General features: G+C 71.3%; 19 protein-coding genes. 7 read left to right on the top strand and 12 right to left on the bottom strand.

Annotated elements, in window-relative coordinates:
• The gene (locus ABZU32_RS33985; protein WP_354928870.1) at nucleotides 1-2,457 is read left to right on the top strand and encodes an N-acetylmuramoyl-L-alanine amidase; all 2,457 of its coding nucleotides are present in this window, start codon (nucleotides 1-3) and stop codon (nucleotides 2,455-2,457) included.
• A 146-nt stretch (nucleotides 2,458-2,603) separates the two neighbouring features.
• Here the strand turns inward: ABZU32_RS33985 and ABZU32_RS33980 are convergent, their stop codons facing one another.
• From ABZU32_RS33980 to ABZU32_RS33955, 6 genes are all read right to left on the bottom strand, one after another.
• On the bottom strand, nucleotides 2,604-3,998 hold the full coding sequence (locus ABZU32_RS33980) for an FAD-dependent oxidoreductase (RefSeq protein ID WP_354928913.1): 1,395 nt from the start codon (nucleotides 3,996-3,998) through the stop codon (nucleotides 2,604-2,606).
• A 66-nt stretch (nucleotides 3,999-4,064) separates the two neighbouring features.
• Nucleotides 4,065-4,940 carry an ABC transporter permease subunit gene (locus ABZU32_RS33975; protein WP_354928867.1) on the bottom strand — a complete coding sequence of 292 codons (876 nt, stop codon included), beginning with the start codon at nucleotides 4,938-4,940 and terminating at the stop codon, nucleotides 4,065-4,067.
• Nucleotides 4,937-5,791: an ABC transporter permease gene (locus tag ABZU32_RS33970; RefSeq protein WP_354928864.1), complete on the bottom strand. Its 855-nt coding sequence runs from the start codon at nucleotides 5,789-5,791 to the stop codon at nucleotides 4,937-4,939. The genes ABZU32_RS33975 and ABZU32_RS33970 overlap by 4 nt, the downstream gene beginning before the upstream one ends.
• A 4-nt stretch (nucleotides 5,792-5,795) precedes the next feature.
• The gene (locus ABZU32_RS33965; RefSeq protein WP_354928861.1) at nucleotides 5,796-7,067 is read right to left on the bottom strand and encodes a spermidine/putrescine ABC transporter substrate-binding protein; all 1,272 of its coding nucleotides are present in this window, start codon (nucleotides 7,065-7,067) and stop codon (nucleotides 5,796-5,798) included.
• Between the two features lie 8 nt (nucleotides 7,068-7,075).
• Complete coding sequence (locus ABZU32_RS33960) at nucleotides 7,076-8,227, bottom strand: ABC transporter ATP-binding protein (protein ID WP_354928858.1); 1,152 nt, start codon at nucleotides 8,225-8,227, stop codon at nucleotides 7,076-7,078.
• A 64-nt stretch (nucleotides 8,228-8,291) separates the two neighbouring features.
• Entirely contained in the window at nucleotides 8,292-9,725 is a 1,434-nt protein-coding gene (locus ABZU32_RS33955; RefSeq protein WP_354928855.1) for a gamma-aminobutyraldehyde dehydrogenase, read from the bottom strand.
• A gap of 216 nt (nucleotides 9,726-9,941) precedes the next feature.
• On the opposite strand from ABZU32_RS33955, the gene ABZU32_RS33950 reads away from it, so the two are divergent.
• Nucleotides 9,942-10,442 (top strand): Lrp/AsnC family transcriptional regulator, encoded by a 501-nt coding sequence (locus tag ABZU32_RS33950; RefSeq protein ID WP_354928852.1) that lies wholly within the window; start codon nucleotides 9,942-9,944, stop codon nucleotides 10,440-10,442.
• Nucleotides 10,443-10,473: 31 nt separating this feature from the next.
• Here the strand turns inward: ABZU32_RS33950 and ABZU32_RS33945 are convergent, their stop codons facing one another.
• The gene (locus ABZU32_RS33945; RefSeq protein ID WP_354928849.1) at nucleotides 10,474-11,577 is read right to left on the bottom strand and encodes a DivIVA domain-containing protein; all 1,104 of its coding nucleotides are present in this window, start codon (nucleotides 11,575-11,577) and stop codon (nucleotides 10,474-10,476) included.
• Between the two features lie 112 nt (nucleotides 11,578-11,689).
• Here ABZU32_RS33945 and ABZU32_RS33940 point away from each other — a divergent pair, with 112 nt between their 5' ends.
• The 3 genes from ABZU32_RS33940 (at nucleotide 11,690) to ABZU32_RS33930 (ending at nucleotide 14,344) form a co-directional block, all read left to right on the top strand.
• Nucleotides 11,690-12,652 carry an ATP-binding cassette domain-containing protein gene (locus ABZU32_RS33940; RefSeq protein ID WP_354928846.1) on the top strand — a complete coding sequence of 321 codons (963 nt, stop codon included), beginning with the start codon at nucleotides 11,690-11,692 and terminating at the stop codon, nucleotides 12,650-12,652.
• Nucleotides 12,649-13,332: a hypothetical protein gene (locus ABZU32_RS33935; protein ID WP_354928843.1), complete on the top strand. Its 684-nt coding sequence runs from the start codon at nucleotides 12,649-12,651 to the stop codon at nucleotides 13,330-13,332. The genes ABZU32_RS33940 and ABZU32_RS33935 overlap by 4 nt, the downstream gene beginning before the upstream one ends.
• A 205-nt stretch (nucleotides 13,333-13,537) precedes the next feature.
• Nucleotides 13,538-14,344 (top strand): methyltransferase domain-containing protein, encoded by an 807-nt coding sequence (locus tag ABZU32_RS33930; RefSeq protein WP_354928840.1) that lies wholly within the window; start codon nucleotides 13,538-13,540, stop codon nucleotides 14,342-14,344.
• Here ABZU32_RS33930 and ABZU32_RS33925 read toward each other — a convergent pair.
• The 3 genes from ABZU32_RS33925 to rnhA all read right to left on the bottom strand — a co-directional run bounded on the left by ABZU32_RS33925 (nucleotide 14,328) and on the right by rnhA (nucleotide 16,003).
• Nucleotides 14,328-15,209, bottom strand: a complete 882-nt coding sequence (locus tag ABZU32_RS33925) for an LLM class F420-dependent oxidoreductase (protein ID WP_354842261.1) — start codon at nucleotides 15,207-15,209, stop codon at nucleotides 14,328-14,330. The genes ABZU32_RS33930 and ABZU32_RS33925 overlap by 17 nt on opposite strands.
• A 38-nt stretch (nucleotides 15,210-15,247) precedes the next feature.
• Nucleotides 15,248-15,397, bottom strand: a complete 150-nt coding sequence (locus tag ABZU32_RS33920; protein WP_354928837.1) for a hypothetical protein — start codon at nucleotides 15,395-15,397, stop codon at nucleotides 15,248-15,250.
• 120 nt (nucleotides 15,398-15,517) lie between these two features.
• Nucleotides 15,518-16,003, bottom strand: a complete 486-nt coding sequence (rnhA, locus tag ABZU32_RS33915; protein WP_354842255.1) for a ribonuclease HI — start codon at nucleotides 16,001-16,003, stop codon at nucleotides 15,518-15,520.
• 312 nt (nucleotides 16,004-16,315) lie between these two features.
• On the opposite strand from rnhA, the gene ABZU32_RS33910 reads away from it, so the two are divergent.
• Nucleotides 16,316-16,570, top strand: coding sequence for a hypothetical protein (locus ABZU32_RS33910; RefSeq protein WP_354842254.1), 255 nt, complete (start codon nucleotides 16,316-16,318; stop codon nucleotides 16,568-16,570).
• Nucleotides 16,571-16,572: 2 nt separating this feature from the next.
• Here ABZU32_RS33910 and rlmN read toward each other — a convergent pair whose 3' ends face one another.
• A complete protein-coding gene (gene rlmN / locus ABZU32_RS33905) occupies nucleotides 16,573-17,673 on the bottom strand; it encodes a 23S rRNA (adenine(2503)-C(2))-methyltransferase RlmN (RefSeq protein WP_354842251.1) in 1,101 nt (366 codons plus the stop codon).
• A gap of 108 nt (nucleotides 17,674-17,781) precedes the next feature.
• Between rlmN and ABZU32_RS33900 the strand changes: the two genes are divergently transcribed.
• Complete coding sequence (locus tag ABZU32_RS33900) at nucleotides 17,782-18,810, top strand: suppressor of fused domain protein (RefSeq protein ID WP_354928834.1); 1,029 nt, start codon at nucleotides 17,782-17,784, stop codon at nucleotides 18,808-18,810.
• A 10-nt stretch (nucleotides 18,811-18,820) separates the two neighbouring features.
• Here the strand turns inward: ABZU32_RS33900 and ABZU32_RS33895 are convergent, their stop codons facing one another.
• Nucleotides 18,821-19,822 carry a phosphatidate cytidylyltransferase gene (locus tag ABZU32_RS33895; RefSeq protein WP_354928831.1) on the bottom strand — a complete coding sequence of 334 codons (1,002 nt, stop codon included), beginning with the start codon at nucleotides 19,820-19,822 and terminating at the stop codon, nucleotides 18,821-18,823.
• Nucleotides 19,823-19,878: the final 56 nt, after the last annotated feature.

Below are 19,878 nucleotides of genomic sequence, written 5' to 3'. Positions count from 1 at the left end.
GTGAAATCTCCAGCACGCAGCATGGCCGTGGCGGGCGTGGCCACGGCCTTTCTGCTGTCGGCCGGCTCCGCCGCCCTCGCGACGAGCGCCGGCCCCGCCTCAGCCCCCTCCGTCTCCTGCGCCGCGACGGTGGCCGCGCCGACGCGCGAGGCCGCGTTCGCGGAGGCCGCCAAGGCCTCCCGCGTGCCCGAGGCGCTGTTGAAGGCCGTGTCCTACATGCAGTCCCGCTGGGACGACCACCAGGGCCGCCCGAACGGCGACGGCGGTTACGGGCTGTTCGGTCTGAGCGCGCAGGCGCCCCCGGCCCAGGACGGCGCCGGCAAGGGCCGCACGGCCGCGCCCGCGAGCCAGATCGACACCGCCGCCGCCCTCACCGGCCTGTCGCCGGCCGCCCTCAGGCAGGACGCCAACGCCGGCGTCTGCGGCGGCGCCGCCGTGCTGGCCTCCTACCACCGGGGCGGCGAAGGGCTCGGTGGCTGGCGCGACGCGGTCGCCCGCCTCGGCGGCAAAAAGGACTTCGTCCCGCAGGTGTACCGGACCCTGAAGGACGGCCAGAGCCGCCTCACCCAGGACGGCCAGCGGGTCACCCTGCCCGCCGACGCCTCGGTCCCCGTGCCCGCCCAGGCGGCCGCCGTGGAGATCGACTGCCCGGCGGGGCTGGACTGCGAGTGGATCGAGGCGCCGTACGCCAAGGCGAAGGCCACCGACCCCGACGGCACCACCGCCTACGGCAACCACGACCTCGCCGACCGCACCGGGCCAGGCGGGCCGAAGCTCAAGTACATCGTGATCCACGACACCGAGGGCTACTACGACCCCTCCATCCGGCTGGTCCAGGACCCGACCTACCTGGCGTGGAACTACACCATCCGCTCCTCCGACGGGCACATCGCCCAGCACCTCGACCCCAAGGACGTGGGCTGGCACGCCGGCAACTGGTATGTGAACATGCACTCGATCGGCATCGAGCACGAGGGCTTCGCCGGCACCGCCGCGTGGTTCACCGAGTCGATGTACCAGACCTCGGCCGCGCTGGTGAGGCACCTGGCGGCCAAGTACGGCATCCCGCTGGACCGCGCGCACGTCATCGGCCACGACCAGGTGCCCGGGACCGTGCTCGGCGCCACCAAGAGCGTCCACTGGGACCCGGGGCCGTACTGGGACTGGGACCACTACTTCGAGCTGCTCGGCGCCCCGGTCGGCGGCGCGCGGCCGGCCACGGCCGACGTCGCGCCCGGCGACGTGGTCGAGGTGCGCACCGGCTACGCCGGCAACCCTCAGACCGTCACCGGGTGCGCCGCGGCCTCCCCCAACTCACCCGAATGCGTCCCCGGCGCGGGCACCAACTTCGTCCCGCTGCACCAGGCCCCCTCCGACGACGCGCCGCTTGCCAGGGACCCGGGCTGGAAGCCGGCCGGCGCGGACGGCACGACCTACGCCAGCGACGTCAGCGCGCGCGTGACCTCCGGGCAGAAGCTCGTCGTGGCGCAGGTGCAGGGCGACTGGCTCGGCGTGTGGTGGGCCGGGTCGCTGACCTGGCTGCACAACCCGGCCGAAAGGCCCGTCGCGGTGCGCGCCCTGGCCAAGACCGTCACGGCCGCCCCGGCGACGACCCCGGCGAACATCTACGGCCGCGCCTATCCCGAGACCTCGGCCTACACCGGCACCGGCATCCCGGTGCAGGCGCTGTCGCCGCTGGAGTACAAGATCCCCGCCGGGCAGGAGTACGCGGTCAGCGACGACGACGTCGTCACCGACTACTACCGGGCGACCACCTTCGACGGGTCCGCGCCCGGCGACCGCACCGACCTGAAGGGCCAGGACCGGTACTACCAGCTCTGGTACGCCCACCGGCAGGTGTTCGTCCGCGCCGCCGAGGTGGACCTGAACGAGGCCCGCAGGCCCGCGGTGACCGCCACCGCGGCCCCGGTGATCAGCGGCGCCGCCGCGGTCGGCGGCGAACTCACCGCCTCCAGCGGCTCCTGGTCGCGGCAGGTGGCGGGCTTCACCTACCAGTGGTCGGTCGGCGGGGCGCCGGTCTCCGGCGCGACCGGCCCGACGTTCCGTCCCCGTCCGGCCGACCTCGGCAAGGCCGTGACGGTCACGGTGAGCACCGACGACCCCTACCTCGCCCCGGCGTCGGCGACCTCGCAGCCCACCGCGCCGGTCGCGCCGGGGACGATCGCCCCGGGCCGGGCGCCGGCCGTGACCGGCGCCGCCAAGGTCGGCCGGACGCTGACCGCCTCCCCCGGCACCTGGACGCCGTCCCCCGACAAGGTCGCCTACCGGTGGCTGCGCGACGGCGTCCCCGTCAGGGGGGCCACCGGCCACGCCTACCACCTCACGGGACACGACCGCGGGGCCAGGATCTCGGTCCGGGTGACGGTGTCGGCCACCGGCTACAACCCCGCGACCGCGACCTCCGCGCCCACCGCGAAGGTGCGCTCAGAGCACTGATCTCCGGTACCGGCCCCGGCCCTCGCGAGCCGGGGCCGGAGCCGGTGCCGGTCCGCCGGCGACCGGCCGCCGAGCGCGGACGACCGATCACCGGTCCACCGATGGCCGGTCACCGGTTCGCCGATGACCGGTCGCCCGCCTCGCGTTCAGGAGTCGAAGCCGAGCCCCAGCCGGTCCAGGGTGCGCAGCCAGATGTTGCGGCGGCCCTCGTGGGCGTCGGCCTGCGCGATCGACCAGCGGGTGAGCTGGATGACGCCCGACCTCAGCGGCTCCGGCGGGAACGGCACCGGCTTCTCGCGGACCATGCGAAGCTCGGTGCGCTCGGTCGGCTCCCCCGACAGCAGGTCCAGCATCACGTTGGCGCCGAACCGCGTCGCGCCGACCCCGAGCCCGGTGTAGCCGACCGCGTAGGCCAGCCGTCCCCGGTGCGCCTTGCCGAAGAACGCGCTGAACCGGCTGCAGGTGTCGATCACCCCGCCCCAGCGGTGGGTGAAGCGGACCCCCTCCAACTGGGGGAAGGTCGTGGAGAAGTGCGAGGCCAGCGTGGCGAAGGTCGCGTCGCGCTGCTCGTACTCCTGCCTGACCCGGCCGCCGTTGTAGTACACGGCGTCGTAGCCGCCCCACAGGATGCGATTGTCCTCGGTGAGCCGGTAGTAGTGGAACTGGTTGGCCCCGTCGCCGATGCCCTGCCGGTTGCGCCAGCCGACGGAGGCGAGCTGCTCGGGTGACAGCGGCTCGGTCATCAGCGCGTAGTCGTACACCGGCACGACGAAGTTCTTCAGCCGGCCGAGCAGCGGCGGGAAGACCCCCGTGCCGAGGGCGACCTTGGCGGCGCGCACCTTGCCGTGCGGGGTGGTCAGCTCGATGGCCGTCCCGTCGTCCCTGAGCGAGCGCACCGGGCTGCGCTCGTAGATGCGCACCCCGAGCGACAGGCACGCCTCGCGCAGGCCCCAGGCGAGCCGCGCCGGGTCGAGCATCGCGCAGCCGTCACGGTCCCACAGCCCGCCCGCGTAGGTGGGCGAGGCCACCTCGGCGCGCACCTGGTCCCGGTCGAGCAGACGGTGGTCCATGCCCAGCTCGCGGGCGATCTCCACGTCCTGCGCCATGCCGTCGAGCTGCCACGGCTCGGTGGCCACGTGCAGCTCGCCGGTGCGCTCAAAGGCGCAGTCGATGCCGTACCGGGCCACCGTCCGCTCGATCTCGTCGAGGTTGTCCCGGCCGAGCCGCACGAGGGTGGAGATCTCCTGCGGCCAGCGCGCCAGGCCGTTGGCGAGCCCGTGGGTGAGGCTGGCGACGCAGAAGCCGCCGTTGCGCCCGGAGGCGGCCCAGCCGACGCGCCGGCCCTCGAGCAGGACGACGTCGAGCGAGGGGTCGCGTTCCTTGGCCATGAGGGCCGCCCACAGGCCGGAGAACCCGCCGCCGACCACGGCCAGGTCGGCGGCCGTCTCCTCGAAGAGCCGCCGCAGCGGCTCGGGTTTGTCCGGACTGTCCAACCAGTACGGCTTACGCTCCGCGTCAGCCAGTGCTTTCAGCGGATCCACGAATTTCACGTCCCTACGAACTGCGTCGTATGTCCCGGCAGGGTGGCCGGGTGATGGTCTCCCGCGTCAGGTGCGACGGCGGGAGGTCACCGTGTTGATCACGGCGATCGCCACGCCGACCGCGAAGATCAGCGTGCCGAGGATGTTGACCTGTGGCGGGACGCCGATGCGGACGGCGCCGTAGATCCACAGGGGGAAGGTGGTGGTCGTGCCGCTGGTGAACTGGGTGATGACGAAGTCGTCGATCGACAGCGCGAACGCCAGCAGCGCCCCGGAGATGACACCCGGGAGGATCATCGGGAAGGTGACCCGCCAGAAGGTGATCCAGGTCGACGCGCCCAGGTCGCGCGCGGCCTCCTCCACCGAGCCGTCCAGGCCGACGACCCGGGCCCGCACGGTCACCGCGACGAACGACACCGAGAACAGCACGTGCGCGATGACGACGGTCCAGTAGCCGGTCTGCACGCCCATGCTGATGAACAGCGACAGCAGCGAAGTGCCCATGACCAGCTCGGGCGAGGAGATCGCCGCGAACATGACCAGGTTGGTGGCCCCCTGCCCGCGGAAGCGGTAGCGGCCGAGGGCGATGCCCATCAGCGTGCCGAGCGCGGTGGTGACGGCCGTGGCGATCAGCGCGATCGAGATGGAGTTCCACAGGGCGCCGGTCAGCTCGGGGTAGTCGCCGAGCCGCCCCCACCACTTGAAGGTGAAGCCCTGCCAGCTCACGTTCGACTTGCTCTTGGTGTCGTTGAACCCGAACACGATCATCACGGCGATCGGGAGGAACAGCCACACCAGCACGAGCCAGGTGTAGGCGAACAGCACGCGGTCGCCCTTGCGGGAACGTCCGCGGCGCGGCGGCCCCGGCGCGGGCGCCTCGGCCCGCGGCGCGGTCGCGGTGCTCACCGGGGTGCTCACGGGGGTGCTCGCCGGGCCGCTCATCGGGCCGCCGCCTCGAGGACGTTCTCGGTGCCGAGGGCCCGGGCGTAGACGAAGATGCCGACGAGCATCACCGCCATCAGCGTGAACGACAGCGCGGCGCCGACCGGGTAGTTGTTGTTCGTCAGGTACTCCGTCTGGATGATGTTGCCGATCATCGTGTTGGCCGGGCCGCCGAGGATCGCGGCGTTGACGTAGTCGGAGGTCATCGGGACGAAGGTCATCAGCACTCCGGCGAACACCCCCGGCAGGGACAGCGGCAGCACGATCTTGGTGAACGACTCGCGGGGCGTGGCGTACAGGTCGTGGGCCGCCTCCACCACGCGGGGGTCCACCCGCTCCAGCGCAACGTAGATCGGCAGGATCATGAACGGCATGTAGCAGTAGGTCAGGCCGCCGATGACCGCGACCGAGGTCGCCAAAATGTGGAAGTCCGCCGGCAGCATCCCCGCGTCCTTCAGCGGCTGCAGCAGGATGCCGTCGTCGGCGAGCAGGAACTTCCACGACACCGTGCGCAGCACGAACGACACGAAGAACGGCAGCAGCACCAGCAGCAGGTAGGTCGACTTGCGGCTGCCGCCCTTGAAGGCGATCCAGTACGCCACCGGGTAGGCGAGCGCGATGGCCGCCACCGTGCCGGCGAGACCATAGCCGACCGACCGCAGGAACTGCGTCTTGTACTGCACCAGCGCGTCGGTGTAGTTGGCCAGGTGGAAGGTCTGGACGAAGCCGTACACGACGTCGCCCTCCTGGGTGGAGACCGAGGCCATGAACACCAGCGGGACCACCAGGAACAGCACCAGCCACAGCCCGCCCGGGAGGATGAGCAGGTAGGGCGCGAGCTTGCGTCTCATGGCGCTAGCCCTGGGCGATCGGCTGGAAGATGCGCTCGAAGACCTTCTCCTCGGCCGGCGTCAGGGTCTTGTAGGTGCGCAGCTTGGCCAGGTCGGACTCCGACGGGAAGATCAGCGGGCTGCTCGCCAGCAGTTCGAGCGACTTCTTGTCCTCCCCGCTCGCCTTGGCGGCGTCGGCCTTGACGACCTGCTGGGCGCCGGGCACAGGGGTGATGTAGTTGATGTACTCGGCCAGGGCCGCCGCCACCTCGGGCTTGTACACGTAGTCCATCATGGCCAGGGCGTCGACCGGGTTCTGCGCGGTCTTGGGGATGCACATGTTGTCGGTCCAGATCGTGCCCCCCTCCTGAGGGATCACGAACTTCAGATCCTGGCCCTCGGCGATCTGCTGGAACACGTCACCCGACCAGGCCATGCAGATCCAGATGTCGCCGCGCACCAGCGCGTCCACGTAGTCGTTCTCGTAGTACTTGCGCACGAGCCCGGCGTCGCGCTGCTGCTGGAGCTTCTGGCCGGCCTTCTCCCAGTCGGCCTGGGTGGACTTGTCCGGGTCGATGCCGAGCGCGAACAGCCCGAAGTTGGCGATCTCCTGGGTGTCGAGCAGCATGCCGACCTTGCCCTTGTACTTGGGGTTCCAGAGCTCCTGGATGCTCGCGATCTCCCCGTCGACGTACTTGGGGTTGTAGGCGATGCCGGTGATGCCCGACTGCCACGGAATCGTGTAGGTGTTGTCCGGGTCGTAGGTGGGGTTCTTGTACTTGGCGCCCGCGTTGGCGGCGAAGTTCGGCAGCTTCTCGTGGTCGAGCGCCACCAGGTAGCCGAGCGCGATCGCCCGGGTGAGCTGGATGCCGTTGGTCATCACCATCAGGTCGTAGCCGATGTCCTGGCCGGCGGCGAGCTGCGGCTGGATCTTGCCGAACCAGGTGGAGTTGTCCTGGATGGCCTCCTGGTAGGTGACCTTGATGCCCGTCTCCTTGGTGAACTTCTCCAGGGTCGGGTACTTCTTGCCGTCCTTGTCGATGTAGAGCGGCCAGTTGGCGAAGCGCAGCGTCCCGTTCTTGGTCTTGTCGGCCCAGTAGCCGGCGGCCGCGCTCGGCTTGGGCGGCTCGACCTTCTTGCCCTGGACGCCGCAGGCCGCCAGGCCCATCGCGGCGGCCGACAGGCCCGCCAGGCGCAGGGCGTCACGCCGGCTGACGCCGTCGCCGCCACGGTTCGGGGGCAGGCCGCGACGCTGGGTCAGGCCACGCAGGAACGCGAGATCACGAGGAGGGGTCATGAGGTGGTTCAACTTCCTATCGCGTACGAGTGGTGCGGCTGCCAGGACAGCCAGACGGAGTCACCGCGCTCCGCCGTGATGCTGCTGTCGTTGGCGTTCTGCTCGAAGACCGTGAACTCCGCCCCGCCCGCCAGGTTCACGGCATAGCTGTTGTAGGTGCCGAGATAGGCCACCTCGGCCACGGTGCCCCGTACGGCGCTGAGGTCCGCGACGGGCTCCTCCCGCGAGATCCTGATCTTCTCGGGCCGCACGGTCACCTCGACCGGGCCGTCCAGCCCCGTCCCCTCGGCGACCGGCACCAGCACCCGGTCACGCTCCCCGAGCCGCACCATCGCCATGCCCCCGTCGACCCGCTCGGCCGTGCCGGCGAGCAGGTTGGAGGTGCCGATGAACCCGGCGACGAACTTGGTCGCCGGCCGCTCGTAGATCTCCCTCGGACCGGCCAGCTGCTCGACCAGGCCGTCGTTCATGACGGCGATGCGGTCGCTCATGGTGAGCGCCTCGTTCTGGTCGTGGGTCACGTACACGAAGGTGATGCCCACCTCGCGCTGGATGCGCTTCAGCTCGATCTGCATCGCCTGGCGCAGCTTGAGGTCCAGCGCGCCGAGCGGCTCGTCCAGCAGCAGCGCCCTGGGGTGGTTCACCAGCGCCCGGGCCAGGGCGACCCGCTGCTGCTGACCGCCGGACATCTCGCGCGGCCGGCGCTTCTCGCGGCCGGTGAGGTCCACGATCTCCAGCATCTCGCCGACCCGCCGCCTGAGCTCCTGGTCGGGGACGCGCCTGCGCCGCAGCCCGAAGGCCACGTTCTCCCAGACGTTCATGTGCGGGAACAGCGCGTAGGACTGGAAGACCATGTTCACGTCGCGCTTGTTCGGCGGGACGTCGGTGACGTCCTGCCCCTGCAGCCGTACGGCGCCCCGCGTGGGGTCCTCGAACCCGGCGATCATCCGCATGGTGGTTGTCTTGCCGCAGCCCGAGGGCCCCAGCATGGAGAAGAACTCGCCTTCGGAGATCGACAGGCTGACCCCTTTGACGGCCTGGACGATCTCCCCGTGCGCTTGGTATTCCTTGACGACCCCGTCGAGCTCGATGGCGGGCACCGTGGAGATGTCGGAGGCGACCGCGGAGGCCGCCTCCTTGCCCGCCTGGATATCCGTCATTCCAGGCTTATCCCTTACCTATGTCGGCGGCGTGCGCCGATGTAGTGCGTGTGGTGCTCGGTGATCACTCACCGATGTAGTGCATGACGTGCTTGACCCGGGTGTAGTCGTGCAGGCCGAAGACCGACAGGTCCTTGCCGTAGCCCGAGTGCTTGAACCCGCCGTGCGGCATCTCAGAGACGAACGGGATGTGGGTGTTCACCCACACCACGCCGAAGTCCAGCCGCCGCGACATCCGCATGGCCCGGCCGTGGTCGGAGGTCCACACCGACGCCGACAGGCCGTACTTCACGTCGTTGGCCTTGGTGAGCGCCTCGGCCTCGTCGGAGAAGGTCTGCACCGTGATGACCGGCCCGAACACCTCGGTCTGGATCATCTCGTCGTCCTGCTGGAGCCCGTCGACCACCGTCGGCTCGAAGAAGTACCCCTTGTCGCCCACGCGCCGCCCGCCGGTGACGACCTTGGCGTGACCGGGCACGCGCTCAAGGAAGCCCTCGACCCTGGCCAGTTGGCCGGCGTTGTTGAGCGGGCCGTAGAAGGCGTCCTCGACCTCCAGGCCGCCGGTCCTGGTGGCCGCCGCCGCCTCGGCCAGCGCGGCGAGGAACGGCTCGTGGATGCTCTCGTGGACCAGCACCCGGCAGGCCGCGGTGCAGTCCTGGCCCGCGTTGTAGAGGCCGGCGCCCGCGATCGCCTCGGCCACCGCGGGGATGTCCCTGACGTCCTCGAACACGACGACCGGCGCCTTGCCGCCCAGCTCCAGGTGCACCCGCTTGAGGTCGTCGGCCGCCGACTTGGCGACCTGGACGCCCGCGCCCACCGAGCCGGTGATCGCCACCATCGACGCCGACGGGTGGCCCACCACCCTCGCGCCGGTCTCACGGTCGCCGACGACGACGTTGAAGACGCCGGGCGGGAGGATCTCGCCGATGATCTCGGCCAGCTTCACCGTGGACACCGGGGTGGTGTCGGAGGGCTTGAGCACGACTGTGTTGCCGGCCGCGAGCGCCGGGGCGATCTTCCAGACCGCCATCATCATCGGGTAGTTCCACGGGGTCACCTGGCCCACCACGCCGATCGGCTCGTGGCGGATCACCGAGGTGTGGTCGGCGAGGAACTCCCCGGAGGTCGGGCCCTCCAGCGTGCGCGCGGCGCCCGCGAAGAAGCGGAAGTGGTCGGCCGCCGGCGGGATCTCGTCCTCGGCCATGCGCACACGCGGCTTGCCCGTGTTGCGGCACTCGGCCTCGACGAGCTCGTCGGCCCGCGCCTCGATGGCGTCGGCGATCTTCAGCAGGTGGCCGGCGCGCTCGCCGGGGGTGGTCTGGCCCCACGACTCGAACGCGGCGAGCGCCGCGGCGTAGGCCGCGTCCACGTCCTCCTGCCCGGAGACCGGCGCCTGGAGGTAGACCTCCCCCGTGCTCGGGTCGATCACGTCGGAGAACTGGCCGCTCTTGGCGTCCGCGAGCTCACCATTGATGAAGTTCTGCAGACGGCTGGTCAACGTTGACCTCCTCTGGAGGTGGCTGAGTTGTCGCGACTCTGACAGAGGCCAGGGGCTACGACAAGGGATTTCGTCGCGAATATATCAAATTGCTACGAATTCGCTTGACAGGGCACGACGAGCTGACAACATGTCGCACCAGGACCGCAACATGGCGGGAACAACTCCGTAATCGCCGCGCTGTAGCGGTCTCGGGTGCTGAGGAAGGACGCGGAGATGACGACGCCGCCGAAGGCGCGACGGGACAACAACCACGACGCCAAGCCGGGTCCGGTGGTGCTGGACGAGATCTCCAAGCAGATCATCGAGCAGTTGCAGACCGACGGGCGCAAGCCCTACGCCGCCATCGGCAAGGCCGTCGGGCTCTCGGAGGCCGCCGTGCGCCAGCGGGTGCAACGCCTCCTGGACGCCGGCGTCATGCAGATCGTGGCCGTCACCGACCCCCTCACCCTCGGCTTCCCGCGCCAGGCCATGATCGGCATCAAGTGCGAGGGCGACCTGGAGACGGTCGCCGACAAACTGTCGTCCATCGACGAGATCGACTACGTCGTCCTCACGGCCGGCTCGCTGGACATCATGGTGGAAGTCGTCTGCGAGGGCGACAGCCACCTGCTGGAGATCCTCGGCAAGATCAGGGCCATCCCCACCGTGCGCGCCACCGAGACCTTCGTCTACCTCAAGCTGCGCAAGCAAACCTACTCCTGGGGCACCCGCTGACCGGCACGGGGCCCGCCACCGCCGCACGCCGTCACACGGGCTGGCCCTGCTCCCCGACCAGGGCCTCGCGGCGGTCCAGGACGCCGGCGATCTCGGCGAGGAACGCGTCCACCTGGGTCACGGCGTAACCGGTCTTGAACACGACGGTGGAGAAGGTCGCCTTCCTCACCTGCTCGGCCGTCAACGGGTGGTCACCGGTGCCGCGCAGGGTCGCGACCACGTGGTCGAGGAAGACGTCCACCTCGTCCTCGTTGTAGCCGGCCCCGAGCCGGGCGGGCCGGAACAGCACGCGCTCGACCCGCGCCGCCTGCTCCTCCAGCCAGGCCGCGGCCGGCGGGCCCGTCCCGGACCGCTCGGAGGACGCCTCCCCCGCCTTCGGCGCGGCCGGGCCGCGTGCCGTCACCTTGGGCATTCCCGGCAGCGTCGGCGCGTCGTCGTCTTCCTCCGAACCACTGGAACCCTTCGCGCCTTTGACGCCCACCCTGCTTGTGGCGCCCTCCGCGGTCGCCTGGCCGTCCCGCGCCCCGGACGGCGGCGCGGTCACGGACGGCCCGGGCATCGGGGCGGCCACGGAGGGCTCGGGCACCGGGGCGGCCTGCGGGGCGGAGAAGGCCGGCGCGGACAGCGGGTCGGCCGGCTCGAACAGGGAGGCCGGCCTCGGCGTGCCGGACGCCGGAGCGGGACGGAACGGCTCGAACGCCGGCCTCGGCCGGGTGGACTCCGGCGGACCGGGCGGCTTCGGCCAGGCGGGGTCGGACGGGGCGGCCTGCTTGGGCCGGGCGAACTCCGAAGGGGCCGCCGGCCTGGGCCAGGCGGACTCCGCGGCGGCGGCGGGCGACGCGGCCACGGGAGCGGCGGCGGACGGTGAAGGCGCGGAGCCGGGAGCCCCCGTCGCGGCCGTATCGCCGCGGATCTCCACCGCGATCACGAAGGCGTCGAGCGCGTAATCGACGGCCGTCTCGTTGTATCCCCCCAATTTGGCGTTGAAGCGAGCCGAGCGGATCTCCTCGGCGGTGATCGGCGGGCCGTCCAGGACGCCGCGGCCGAGGGTCGCCTCAATGCGCTGAATAAGCGCGTCGACCTGGTCAGGGTCATAGCCGGTCCGCACGCCGAGCACGCGGGGAAAGCGGTTCACGCCACATCCTCCAGGTTCACACCCCGGCCATTATTTCCCTCCTTTACCATTCTGAACGTATGACATGGGGAAATCCAGGAAGTTAGCCGCCGACCGGTAGGCTTGCCGACCTATGCGGCTCGCGAACCTCTCCTTCCGCTACGCCCGTCGCGCCCCCTGGGTCCTCCACGAGGTCGGCCTGGACCTTGCGCCCGGCACGATCGCCGAGGTCACGGGGCGCAACGGCGCCGGCAAGTCCACACTGCTGAGACTGCTCGCGGGCACCACGCCCCCGACGCGGGGCCACGTCACCGGCCGCCCGCCGGTCGTCGGGTACGCGCCGGAGATCTTCCCGGTCGAGCAGCCGTTCACGGTGGCCGCCTACCTGGCCCGCATGGCCGGCGTCCGCGGCCTCACCCCGGCGGCGATCGACCCGTGGGTGGAGCGCCTGGGCATGGCGGCGCTGCTGGAAGTGCCCCTCGGCGACCTGTCCAAGGGGAGCGCCCACAAGGTGGGCCTGGCGCAGGCGTTGCTGGCCCCGCCGGGCCTGCTCATCCTCGACGAGCCGTTCTCCGGACTGGACGCGCAGGCCCGCGCCGAGCTGCCGGCCATCATGGAGGAGGTCGTGGCGACGGGCGGCATCGTCGTGGTCAGCGACCACCAGAACGGCCTGGCCGGGCACCGGGGCGTCCTGCGCCTGCACGTGGGCGACCGGACGGTCCGCCCCCTCGGCCACGACGCCCCGTCCGACACCCTCTCCACCGCCGCCGGCGCCCTGTCCCCGCCGACCGCGTCCACCAGCACACCGTCCCCACGTGTCGCCTCCGCCGACGCCTTCCCCACGCCGGCCGCAACGGCGGACGCGCCGTCCCCGCCGGCCACACTCTCACCGTCGCCATCTGTGACGCCTGCCGGCGCCCCGTCCCCGCCGGTCGCGCCTGCCGGCGTCCCGTCCGGGGCCATGGGTGCCGCGACCGTCGTCATCGAGATCGCGGTGGAGGCCGGCGAGGCCGAGGCGGTCGTCCGCAAGCTCCGGGCCGACGGCTACCCGGCCGTGGTCCGCCCCCTGCCGCACGCCGGAAGCGAGGCGCGATGAGAGCCACGGTCTCCCTCACCCAGTTCAAGATCGCCACCTACGTGCGGTCACACCGCGTCCTCCACCCGTTCGCCGGGCTGCTGGCCATCATGATCGTGCTGTACTCCGTGCGGGTGGCGCCCGGGACGGAGCTGTCCTCCTACGCCGACTCGGCGGCGCTGCTCGTCCCCGTCTTCGCCTGGGCGGCGCGCGGGCTGCTCGACGCCGAGCCGGACGTGCAACGACTGATCTCCGCCACCGCCGCCGGGCGCCCCGGACGCGAGGTGGCGGGCGGCCTGGCCGCCTCGGCGGCCGTGAACGCCGTGCTGGCCGCGCTCGCCCTGGCCGTCCCGCTGGCCATCGGCTTCACCGGGACACCCGGCGCCGTCGTGCTGCTCGGCGGGCTCGCGCTGCACGTGCTGTCGCTGGTCACCGGCACCGCCCTCGGCGCGCTGACCAGCCGCCCGATCCTGCCCGACCCGGGGGTCTCGGCCCTGGCCCTGCTCGGCGGGTACGTGGCGATGCTGCTGGTCAGCCTCGCCCCGATCGCCTGGCTGACCGTCCCGATCATCGGCTGGATGCGCGCCGCCGGACGGCCCGGCTTCCTGGGCGGGCATCTGCCGGAGCTGGCCGTCATCACCGCCTTCTGGTGCGCGCTGGCCCTGGCCGCCTACATCCGCCTGCGCCGCACCCGGCCCTAGCCACCAGCCCCTCACGCCCGCACCGCCCACGTCACCGTGGCGAGCGGCCTGACCGGCATGCCCGGCGTACTCGTGCGCTCGCCTGCCGCCACCTGCTTCACCGCCGGCGCGACGTCATCTTGTCTCGCGATGCAAGACGAATATGTTCACGATGTGGATGACCGCATAGTCTCCGGGTATCGCGCTACCGAGGAGACTGATCGACATGCCGGCACCACGCGCCGTCTACACCCACGGGCACCACGAGTCGGTGCTCCGCTCCCACACCTGGCGGACGGCGGCCAACTCCGCCGCCTACCTGCTGCCGCACCTGCGGCCCGGGATGTCGTTGCTGGACGTCGGCTGCGGCCCGGGCACCATCACCGCCGACCTCGCCCACCTGGTCGCCCCCGGCCGCGTCGTCGGGATGGACACCAGCGAGAGCATCGTCGCCCAGGCCAGGGACGCGGCCGCATCCTCCGGCCTGACGAACCTCACCTTCCAGACCGGCGACCTGTACGACCTGGACCATCCCGACGGCTCGTTCGACGTGGTGCACGCTCATCAGGTGCTGCAGCACGTCGCCGACCCCGTCGGCGCCCTGGCCGCCATGCGCCGGGCCTGCCGCCCCGGAGGGCTGGTCGCGGCCCGCGACTCCGACTACGCCACCTTCACCTGGTATCCGGAGTCGCCGGTGCTCAACGAGTGGCGCGAGCTGTACCGGCGGGTCGCGGCGGCCAACGGCGGACAGCCCGACGCCGGTCGGCGGCTGCTCTCATGGGCACGCCAGGCCGGCTTCACCGACGTCACCGCCACCGCGTCGGTCTGGTGCTTCGCCGCCCCGGCGGACCGCGCCTGGTGGAGCGGCCTGTGGGCCGAACGGGTCGTCGCCTCCGCCTTCGCCGACCACGCCCTGGCCTACGGCGCCACGCGGAGCGACCTTCAACGCATCAGCGAGGCCTGGCAGGAGTGGGGAACTCACGAGGACGCCTGGTTCACCGTCGTCCACGGCGAGATCATCTGCCGGGCCTGACCTCGCGCAGTCCGAGCGTCGCGGCGACGGTCTCCAGCGCCGCGAGGTGTCCGTCCACCCCCGCCAGGCCCGCGTTCATGGTGTTGACGGCGATGTGCGTGGCGCCGGCCTCCCGCCACTGGCGGGCCAGGCCGGCCACCTCCTCCGGGTCGCCCTGCCAGCTCACCCGTCCCTCCATGCCCAGAGTGGAGGGGTCGCGCCCCGCCCGCAGCGCGGCCTCGTCGACCACCGCCTTGGCCTCCACCAGCCTCGGCCCGGGACCCATCTGCGGGAACCAGCCGTCCGCCAGCCGTCCGGCGCGCCGATAGGCCGGGGGCGACTGCGCGCCGAACCACAGGGGGATCGGCCGCTGCACCGGCAGGGGCGCGAGACCCGCCCCGGTGATCCGGTCGTACTCGCCGTGGAAGGTGACGGTGCGCTCGGTCCACAACCGGCGCAGCAGGCCCACCTGCTCCTCGACGCGCCTGCCGCGGACGGCGAAGTCCTGTCCGAGGGCCTCGTACTCGACCGCGTTCCATCCCAGGCCAACGCCCAGCCGGAAATGGCCGGAGGTGAGCAGGTCGACTTCGGCCGCCTGCTTGGCCACCAGGGCCGTCTGCCGTTGCGGCAGGATGATGATGGAGGTGACCAGTTCCAGCGAGGTGAGCGCGGCGAGGAACCCGAACAGCACCATCGGCTCGTGGAAGGTGGTGTGCACGTCGTACACGCCGCGCCAGTCGCGGTGCACCTCGGGGTCGGCGCCGACGACGTGGTCGTAGGCCATCACGTGCCGGTAGCCGAGCTCCTGGACCGCCTGCCCGTACGCCCGCACCGCGCCGGCGTCCGAGCCGATCTCGGTCTGGGGAAAGACAACACCGATGCGCATGCGTGGCTCCCGTCGGCCGTCCGGTTGACTCGCTGCCATCATTCCGTGCCCCGTGACGCCTCAACCCCTCGCGCCCTCCGGTCTCGGCCGGTTCGGCGCGAGGCGCGGGTGTGGCGGGCGATGACCCGCAGCCCTTCGACGAAGGCCGCGACGAACTGGCGGGGGCCGGCGGGGATCAGGGCGCGCATGTCGGCCTCCTCGGACGATCGGTGTGAGTTGCTCCGAGGTTCCCAGCGGGTCGTCCAGCGAACTACACAAAAAGCCGCATTAAGGATGTTTTCTCACGCCCCCTCCCGCGCGGGGACCCGTCAGGCGGGGTGCGGGGCGCCCTGATCGGCGCGGGCCTGCTCGGCGCCGCGGCGGGCCAGCGCGTCGGCGCGGTCGTTCTCGGGGTGACCGGAGTGGCCCTTCACCCAGAGCCACTCGACGGTGTGCCGGGCGGCGGCCGCGTCGAGCCGCTGCCACAGGTCCACGTTCTTGACCGGCTGCCTGCCGGCCGTCCGCCAGCCGTTGCGCTTCCAGCTCCGCAGCCACTGGGTGATGCCGTTGCGCACGTAGGTGCTGTCGGTGTGCAGGCGCACGGTGACCGGCCGGGTGAGGCTCTCCAGGGCCATGATGGCGGCCATCAGCTCCATGCGGTTGTTGGTGGTGCCGGCCTCGCCGCCGAAGATCTCCTTCTCGGTGCGGCCGTAGCGCAGCACCGCCCCCCAGCCGCCGGGCCCTGGATTGCCGCTGCACGCGCCGTCGGTGTAGATGTCCACGGCCCGCCCGGCCGTCTTCCCGTCATCCTGCACAGCCGCGCGCTCCCGCCCATCACGTCTCACGGTCGGCACCAGTCTTACCACTCCCGCCGCGCCGTCCGGCGGACAGGGCGATGAGTTCTCGGCTCTTCACCTGACGGCCAGAATATGGCGGATATGACGGCAATTATCCGTAGATCAACCGATAAGCAAGCCTTCACCTGAATGAAGAGCATATTTCAGTATATGGCTACTTTGCCGAGCGGACCTGGGCCGATGTCCTCGCCGGCTTTCGCCCACACGGCGAAGGCGTTTGCCATAAATTCGGCATACCTGGGCCAGGAATCGTCCCCGCGGGAGTACGCCATGGAAAGTTCGGACGGCCGCATTCTGATCATCATCGTCATCGCGACGATCCTGTTCATCGTCGGCCGCAACTTCCAGCGCGCGCTCGACACCTGGGCGGGCTGGGGCAAGGCGGCGAAGGCCGCCGCCGATGCCGCCGGCAAGATCCCCGGCGCCAAGTCGGCCGCGTGGGCGGCGTTCTGGCGCATGGTCGTCATCGGCGCCGGCACCCTGCTCCTGCTCGCGCTGCTGGCGAACACGATCAGGTATATGTGACCTCAGGCCTCCGGCGCGGCCGCGAGCTGGCCGCAGGCGCCGTCGATCTCGCGGCCCCGGGTGTCACGGACGGTGACCGCCACGCCGTGCGACTCCAGGCGGCGGACGAAGGCCCGCTCGTCCTCCGGGCGGGAGGCCGTCCACTTGGAGCCGGGGGTCGGGTTGAGCGGGATCAGGTTGACGTGCACCAGCTTGCCCTTGAGCAGGCGGCCGAGCAGGTCGGCCCGCCACTCCTGGTCGTTGATGTCCTTGATCAGGGCGTACTCGATGGAGACGCGCCGCTTGGTGGTGGCGGCGTACTTCCAGGCGGCGTCCAGCACCTCGCCGACCTTCCAGCGGGTGTTGACCGGCACCAGCGTGTCACGCAGCTCGTCGTCGGGGGCGTGCAGGGAGACCGCCAGCGTCACCGGCAGCCCCTCGTTCGCGAGCTTGTCGATGGCGGGCACCAGCCCGACCGTGGAGACGGTCACGCCACGAGCGGAGATGCCGAGGCCCTCGGGAGCGGGATCGACGATGCGGCGCACGGCGCCGATCACGGCCTTGTAGTTGGCCAGCGGCTCGCCCATGCCCATGAAGACGATGTTGCTCACCCGCCCGGGCCCGCCGGGCACCTCGTCCCTGGCCAGGGCGCGGGCACCGGACACGACCTGCTCGACGATCTCGGCCGTGGACATGTTGCGGGTCAGGCCGGCCTGCCCGGTGGCGCAGAACGGGCAGTTCATGCCACACCCGGCCTGGGACGACACGCACATCGTCACGCGGTCGGGGTAGCGCATCAGCACCGACTCGACCAGCGCCCCGTCGAACAGCCGCCACAGCGTCTTGCGGGTCATGCCCTCGTCACAGGTGATCTCGCGCACCGAGGTCAGCAGATTCGGCATCAGGCGCGTCACGAGCTGGTCGCGCGACGACGCCGGCAGGTCGGTCATGTGCTCGGGGTCGGTGGTCAGCCGCTCGAAGTAGTGCCGGGACAACTGGTCGGCGCGGAAGGGCTTCTCGCCCAGCTCGGCGACGGCCGTGCGGCGCTCCGCCATGGACAGGTCGGCCAGGTGGCGTGACGGCTTCGCCCGTCGGGGGGCGACAAAGGTTAGCTCGGCGGACATGTCCTTCTCTTAACGGTTTGCCGGAAGCTGCAGCGGACAGCCATTCCGTGTGATCTATTGCGATCGTCGGCCGAACGGGGAGACGTTCACCGGAAAGGCGGATATGCGTTGGGCACCACCGATGTCGTCCTCACCGACACCAGCCCCTACGGTAGCCGCGTGGTGACCGTCGAACACGACGGGCTGTCCTCGGTAGCTTACCTGCGCGACGCCGAAGGCGGGATCCACGGAGCCGTGTGGCTCGCCAACCATGGCCCCGCACCCTCCTCGGTCGATCTGGTGCGCATCGAGTCCGGACAGACCCCCGTCATGCCGCTCGGCACCACCCGCGTCCCCGAGGGCACCCCGCCGTTCACGGCGGAGGAGCTCGAAGTGCTGTGGTTCGAGGAGGGCGACGGCGCCGCCCTGTACCGCAACGGCGACCTGCTGGCCGTCATTCCCGGGTGGGCCGACCTCGAACGCGGCATGCCCGGCTACGCCAGGGACGTCGTCAGCGAGTCTCCGTTCGCCTGGCCGCTGGCCGAGGCCCTCGAAGGGCTGGCCCCGCGCATCGCCAAAGCCCGCTCGTACTGGGAATGGCGGCACGGCGACGCCGCCTGGCCGTCGTTCCAGCAGTTCGTGATGAGCCACCTGGACGCCCGCGTCGGCCCGGCCGCGCGATATTGGGACGTCGGCGGCGACCGGCTGCCGGCCGTGGGCATCACCGAACGCCCGCAGGACGGATACACCGTGCTGTCCACCGTGGGGATGAGCTGCCAGCGCATGCCCACCGTCGAGCAGTACGACCGGCCGGACACCCACGCGCGCATCGAGCTCGCGGTCGCCACGCGGAGCGAGGCGACCGAGGCGGCGCAGCTGTTGCTGTGGCTGGCGCGCTACCCGTGGCACTCGGTGACCTGGCTCGGGCACGGCCACACGGCGCGCTGGTACCGCGAGGCGGCGTCGTTCCCGCTCGGACCCGCCTACCAGGGGGTGGTGCTGATCGACGCCGTGCCGGGGCTGCCCGATCTGTCGGGGTTCGCCTTCAGCGGCGACGAGGTGCGGTGGCTCTGGCTCGCCCCGGTCACCGAACAGGAGCTGCACGCCGTGGCCGAGCACGGCCACCAGGCGCTGCCGCTGTCCGCACGCGTCCCCTGACGGCGGGCCGTCAGGAGGGGATGAAGATCGCCAGGAGCAGCCAGACGGGGAACAGCGTGGCGAGCAGCGAGTCCAGGCGGTCCATCAGCCCGCCGTGGCCCGGCAGCACGTTCCCCATGTCCTTGATGCCGAGATCGCGCTTGATCACCGACTCGACGAGGTCGCCCAGCGTGGCGCACACGGCGACCACCGCCCCCACAACGGCGCCCTGCCAGAGCTGGCCCTCCAGGAGGAAGCGCACCAGCAGCGCCCCGCACAGCACGCATGCGAGCACGGACCCGGCGAAACCCTCCCAGGTCTTCTTCGGGCTGATGATCGACATCTTGTGCTTGCCGAACAGGATGCCCGCGAAGTAGCCGCCGATGTCGCTGCACACGGTGACGGCGACGAAGATCACCACCCGGTCCGCGCCATCCTCATGGCTCAGCATGAGCGGCACGAACCCGGCGATCAGCGCCGGGTACACCGCGGTCAGCACACCGGCGGAGGCGTCGCGGACGTACCCTTCGGCGCCTTTGAGCATGCGCTGGACGAGCAGGACCAGCACCGTCAGCGTGAAGGCGCCCAGCAGCCAGATCGTGCCGCCCCAATATGCTCCCGCCAGCATGGCGACCAGGCCGGTCAGTACGGTCGGCATCGGCACCTGGGCGTCGCGGGTGGCGAGCGCGCGGGCCATCTCGACGACGCCGATGCCCACCGCGGCCAGGACCACCAGCAGGAACAGCGCCTTGACGGTGTAGAGGGACACCAGCACGAGCGCCCCGAGGACGACGCCCACCCCGATCGCGGCGGGCAGATTACGCCCGGTACGAATGCCCTTCGGCCGCCCACCACCCTGCGAACCACCGGCGGGCTCGCCGGCCGGGCGCGGGCCCTGCGGCCCGAGGTCCTGCGCGGAGCCCGCGGCCTCGGCGGTGGCGTTCCGATGTGCGGCGCCCGGAGGCGCGGACGGACGCTCGTCGGGCCTCTGGCCGCCGGCCGGCTCGGTACCGTCCGCCGCCGTACCTTCCACAGTGATCCCAACTCTCCTGGCACGACCACGCTCGGCCGCCCGTTCCCGCCGGCGCC

The organism is Sphaerisporangium sp. NPDC005288 (assembly GCF_040607475.1).
GTDB classification, from domain to species: domain Bacteria; phylum Actinomycetota; class Actinomycetes; order Streptosporangiales; family Streptosporangiaceae; genus Sphaerisporangium; species Sphaerisporangium rhizosphaerae.
The sequence above is the reverse complement of the archived record's forward strand: the minus strand, read 5'-3'. Positions and strand labels throughout refer to the sequence as shown.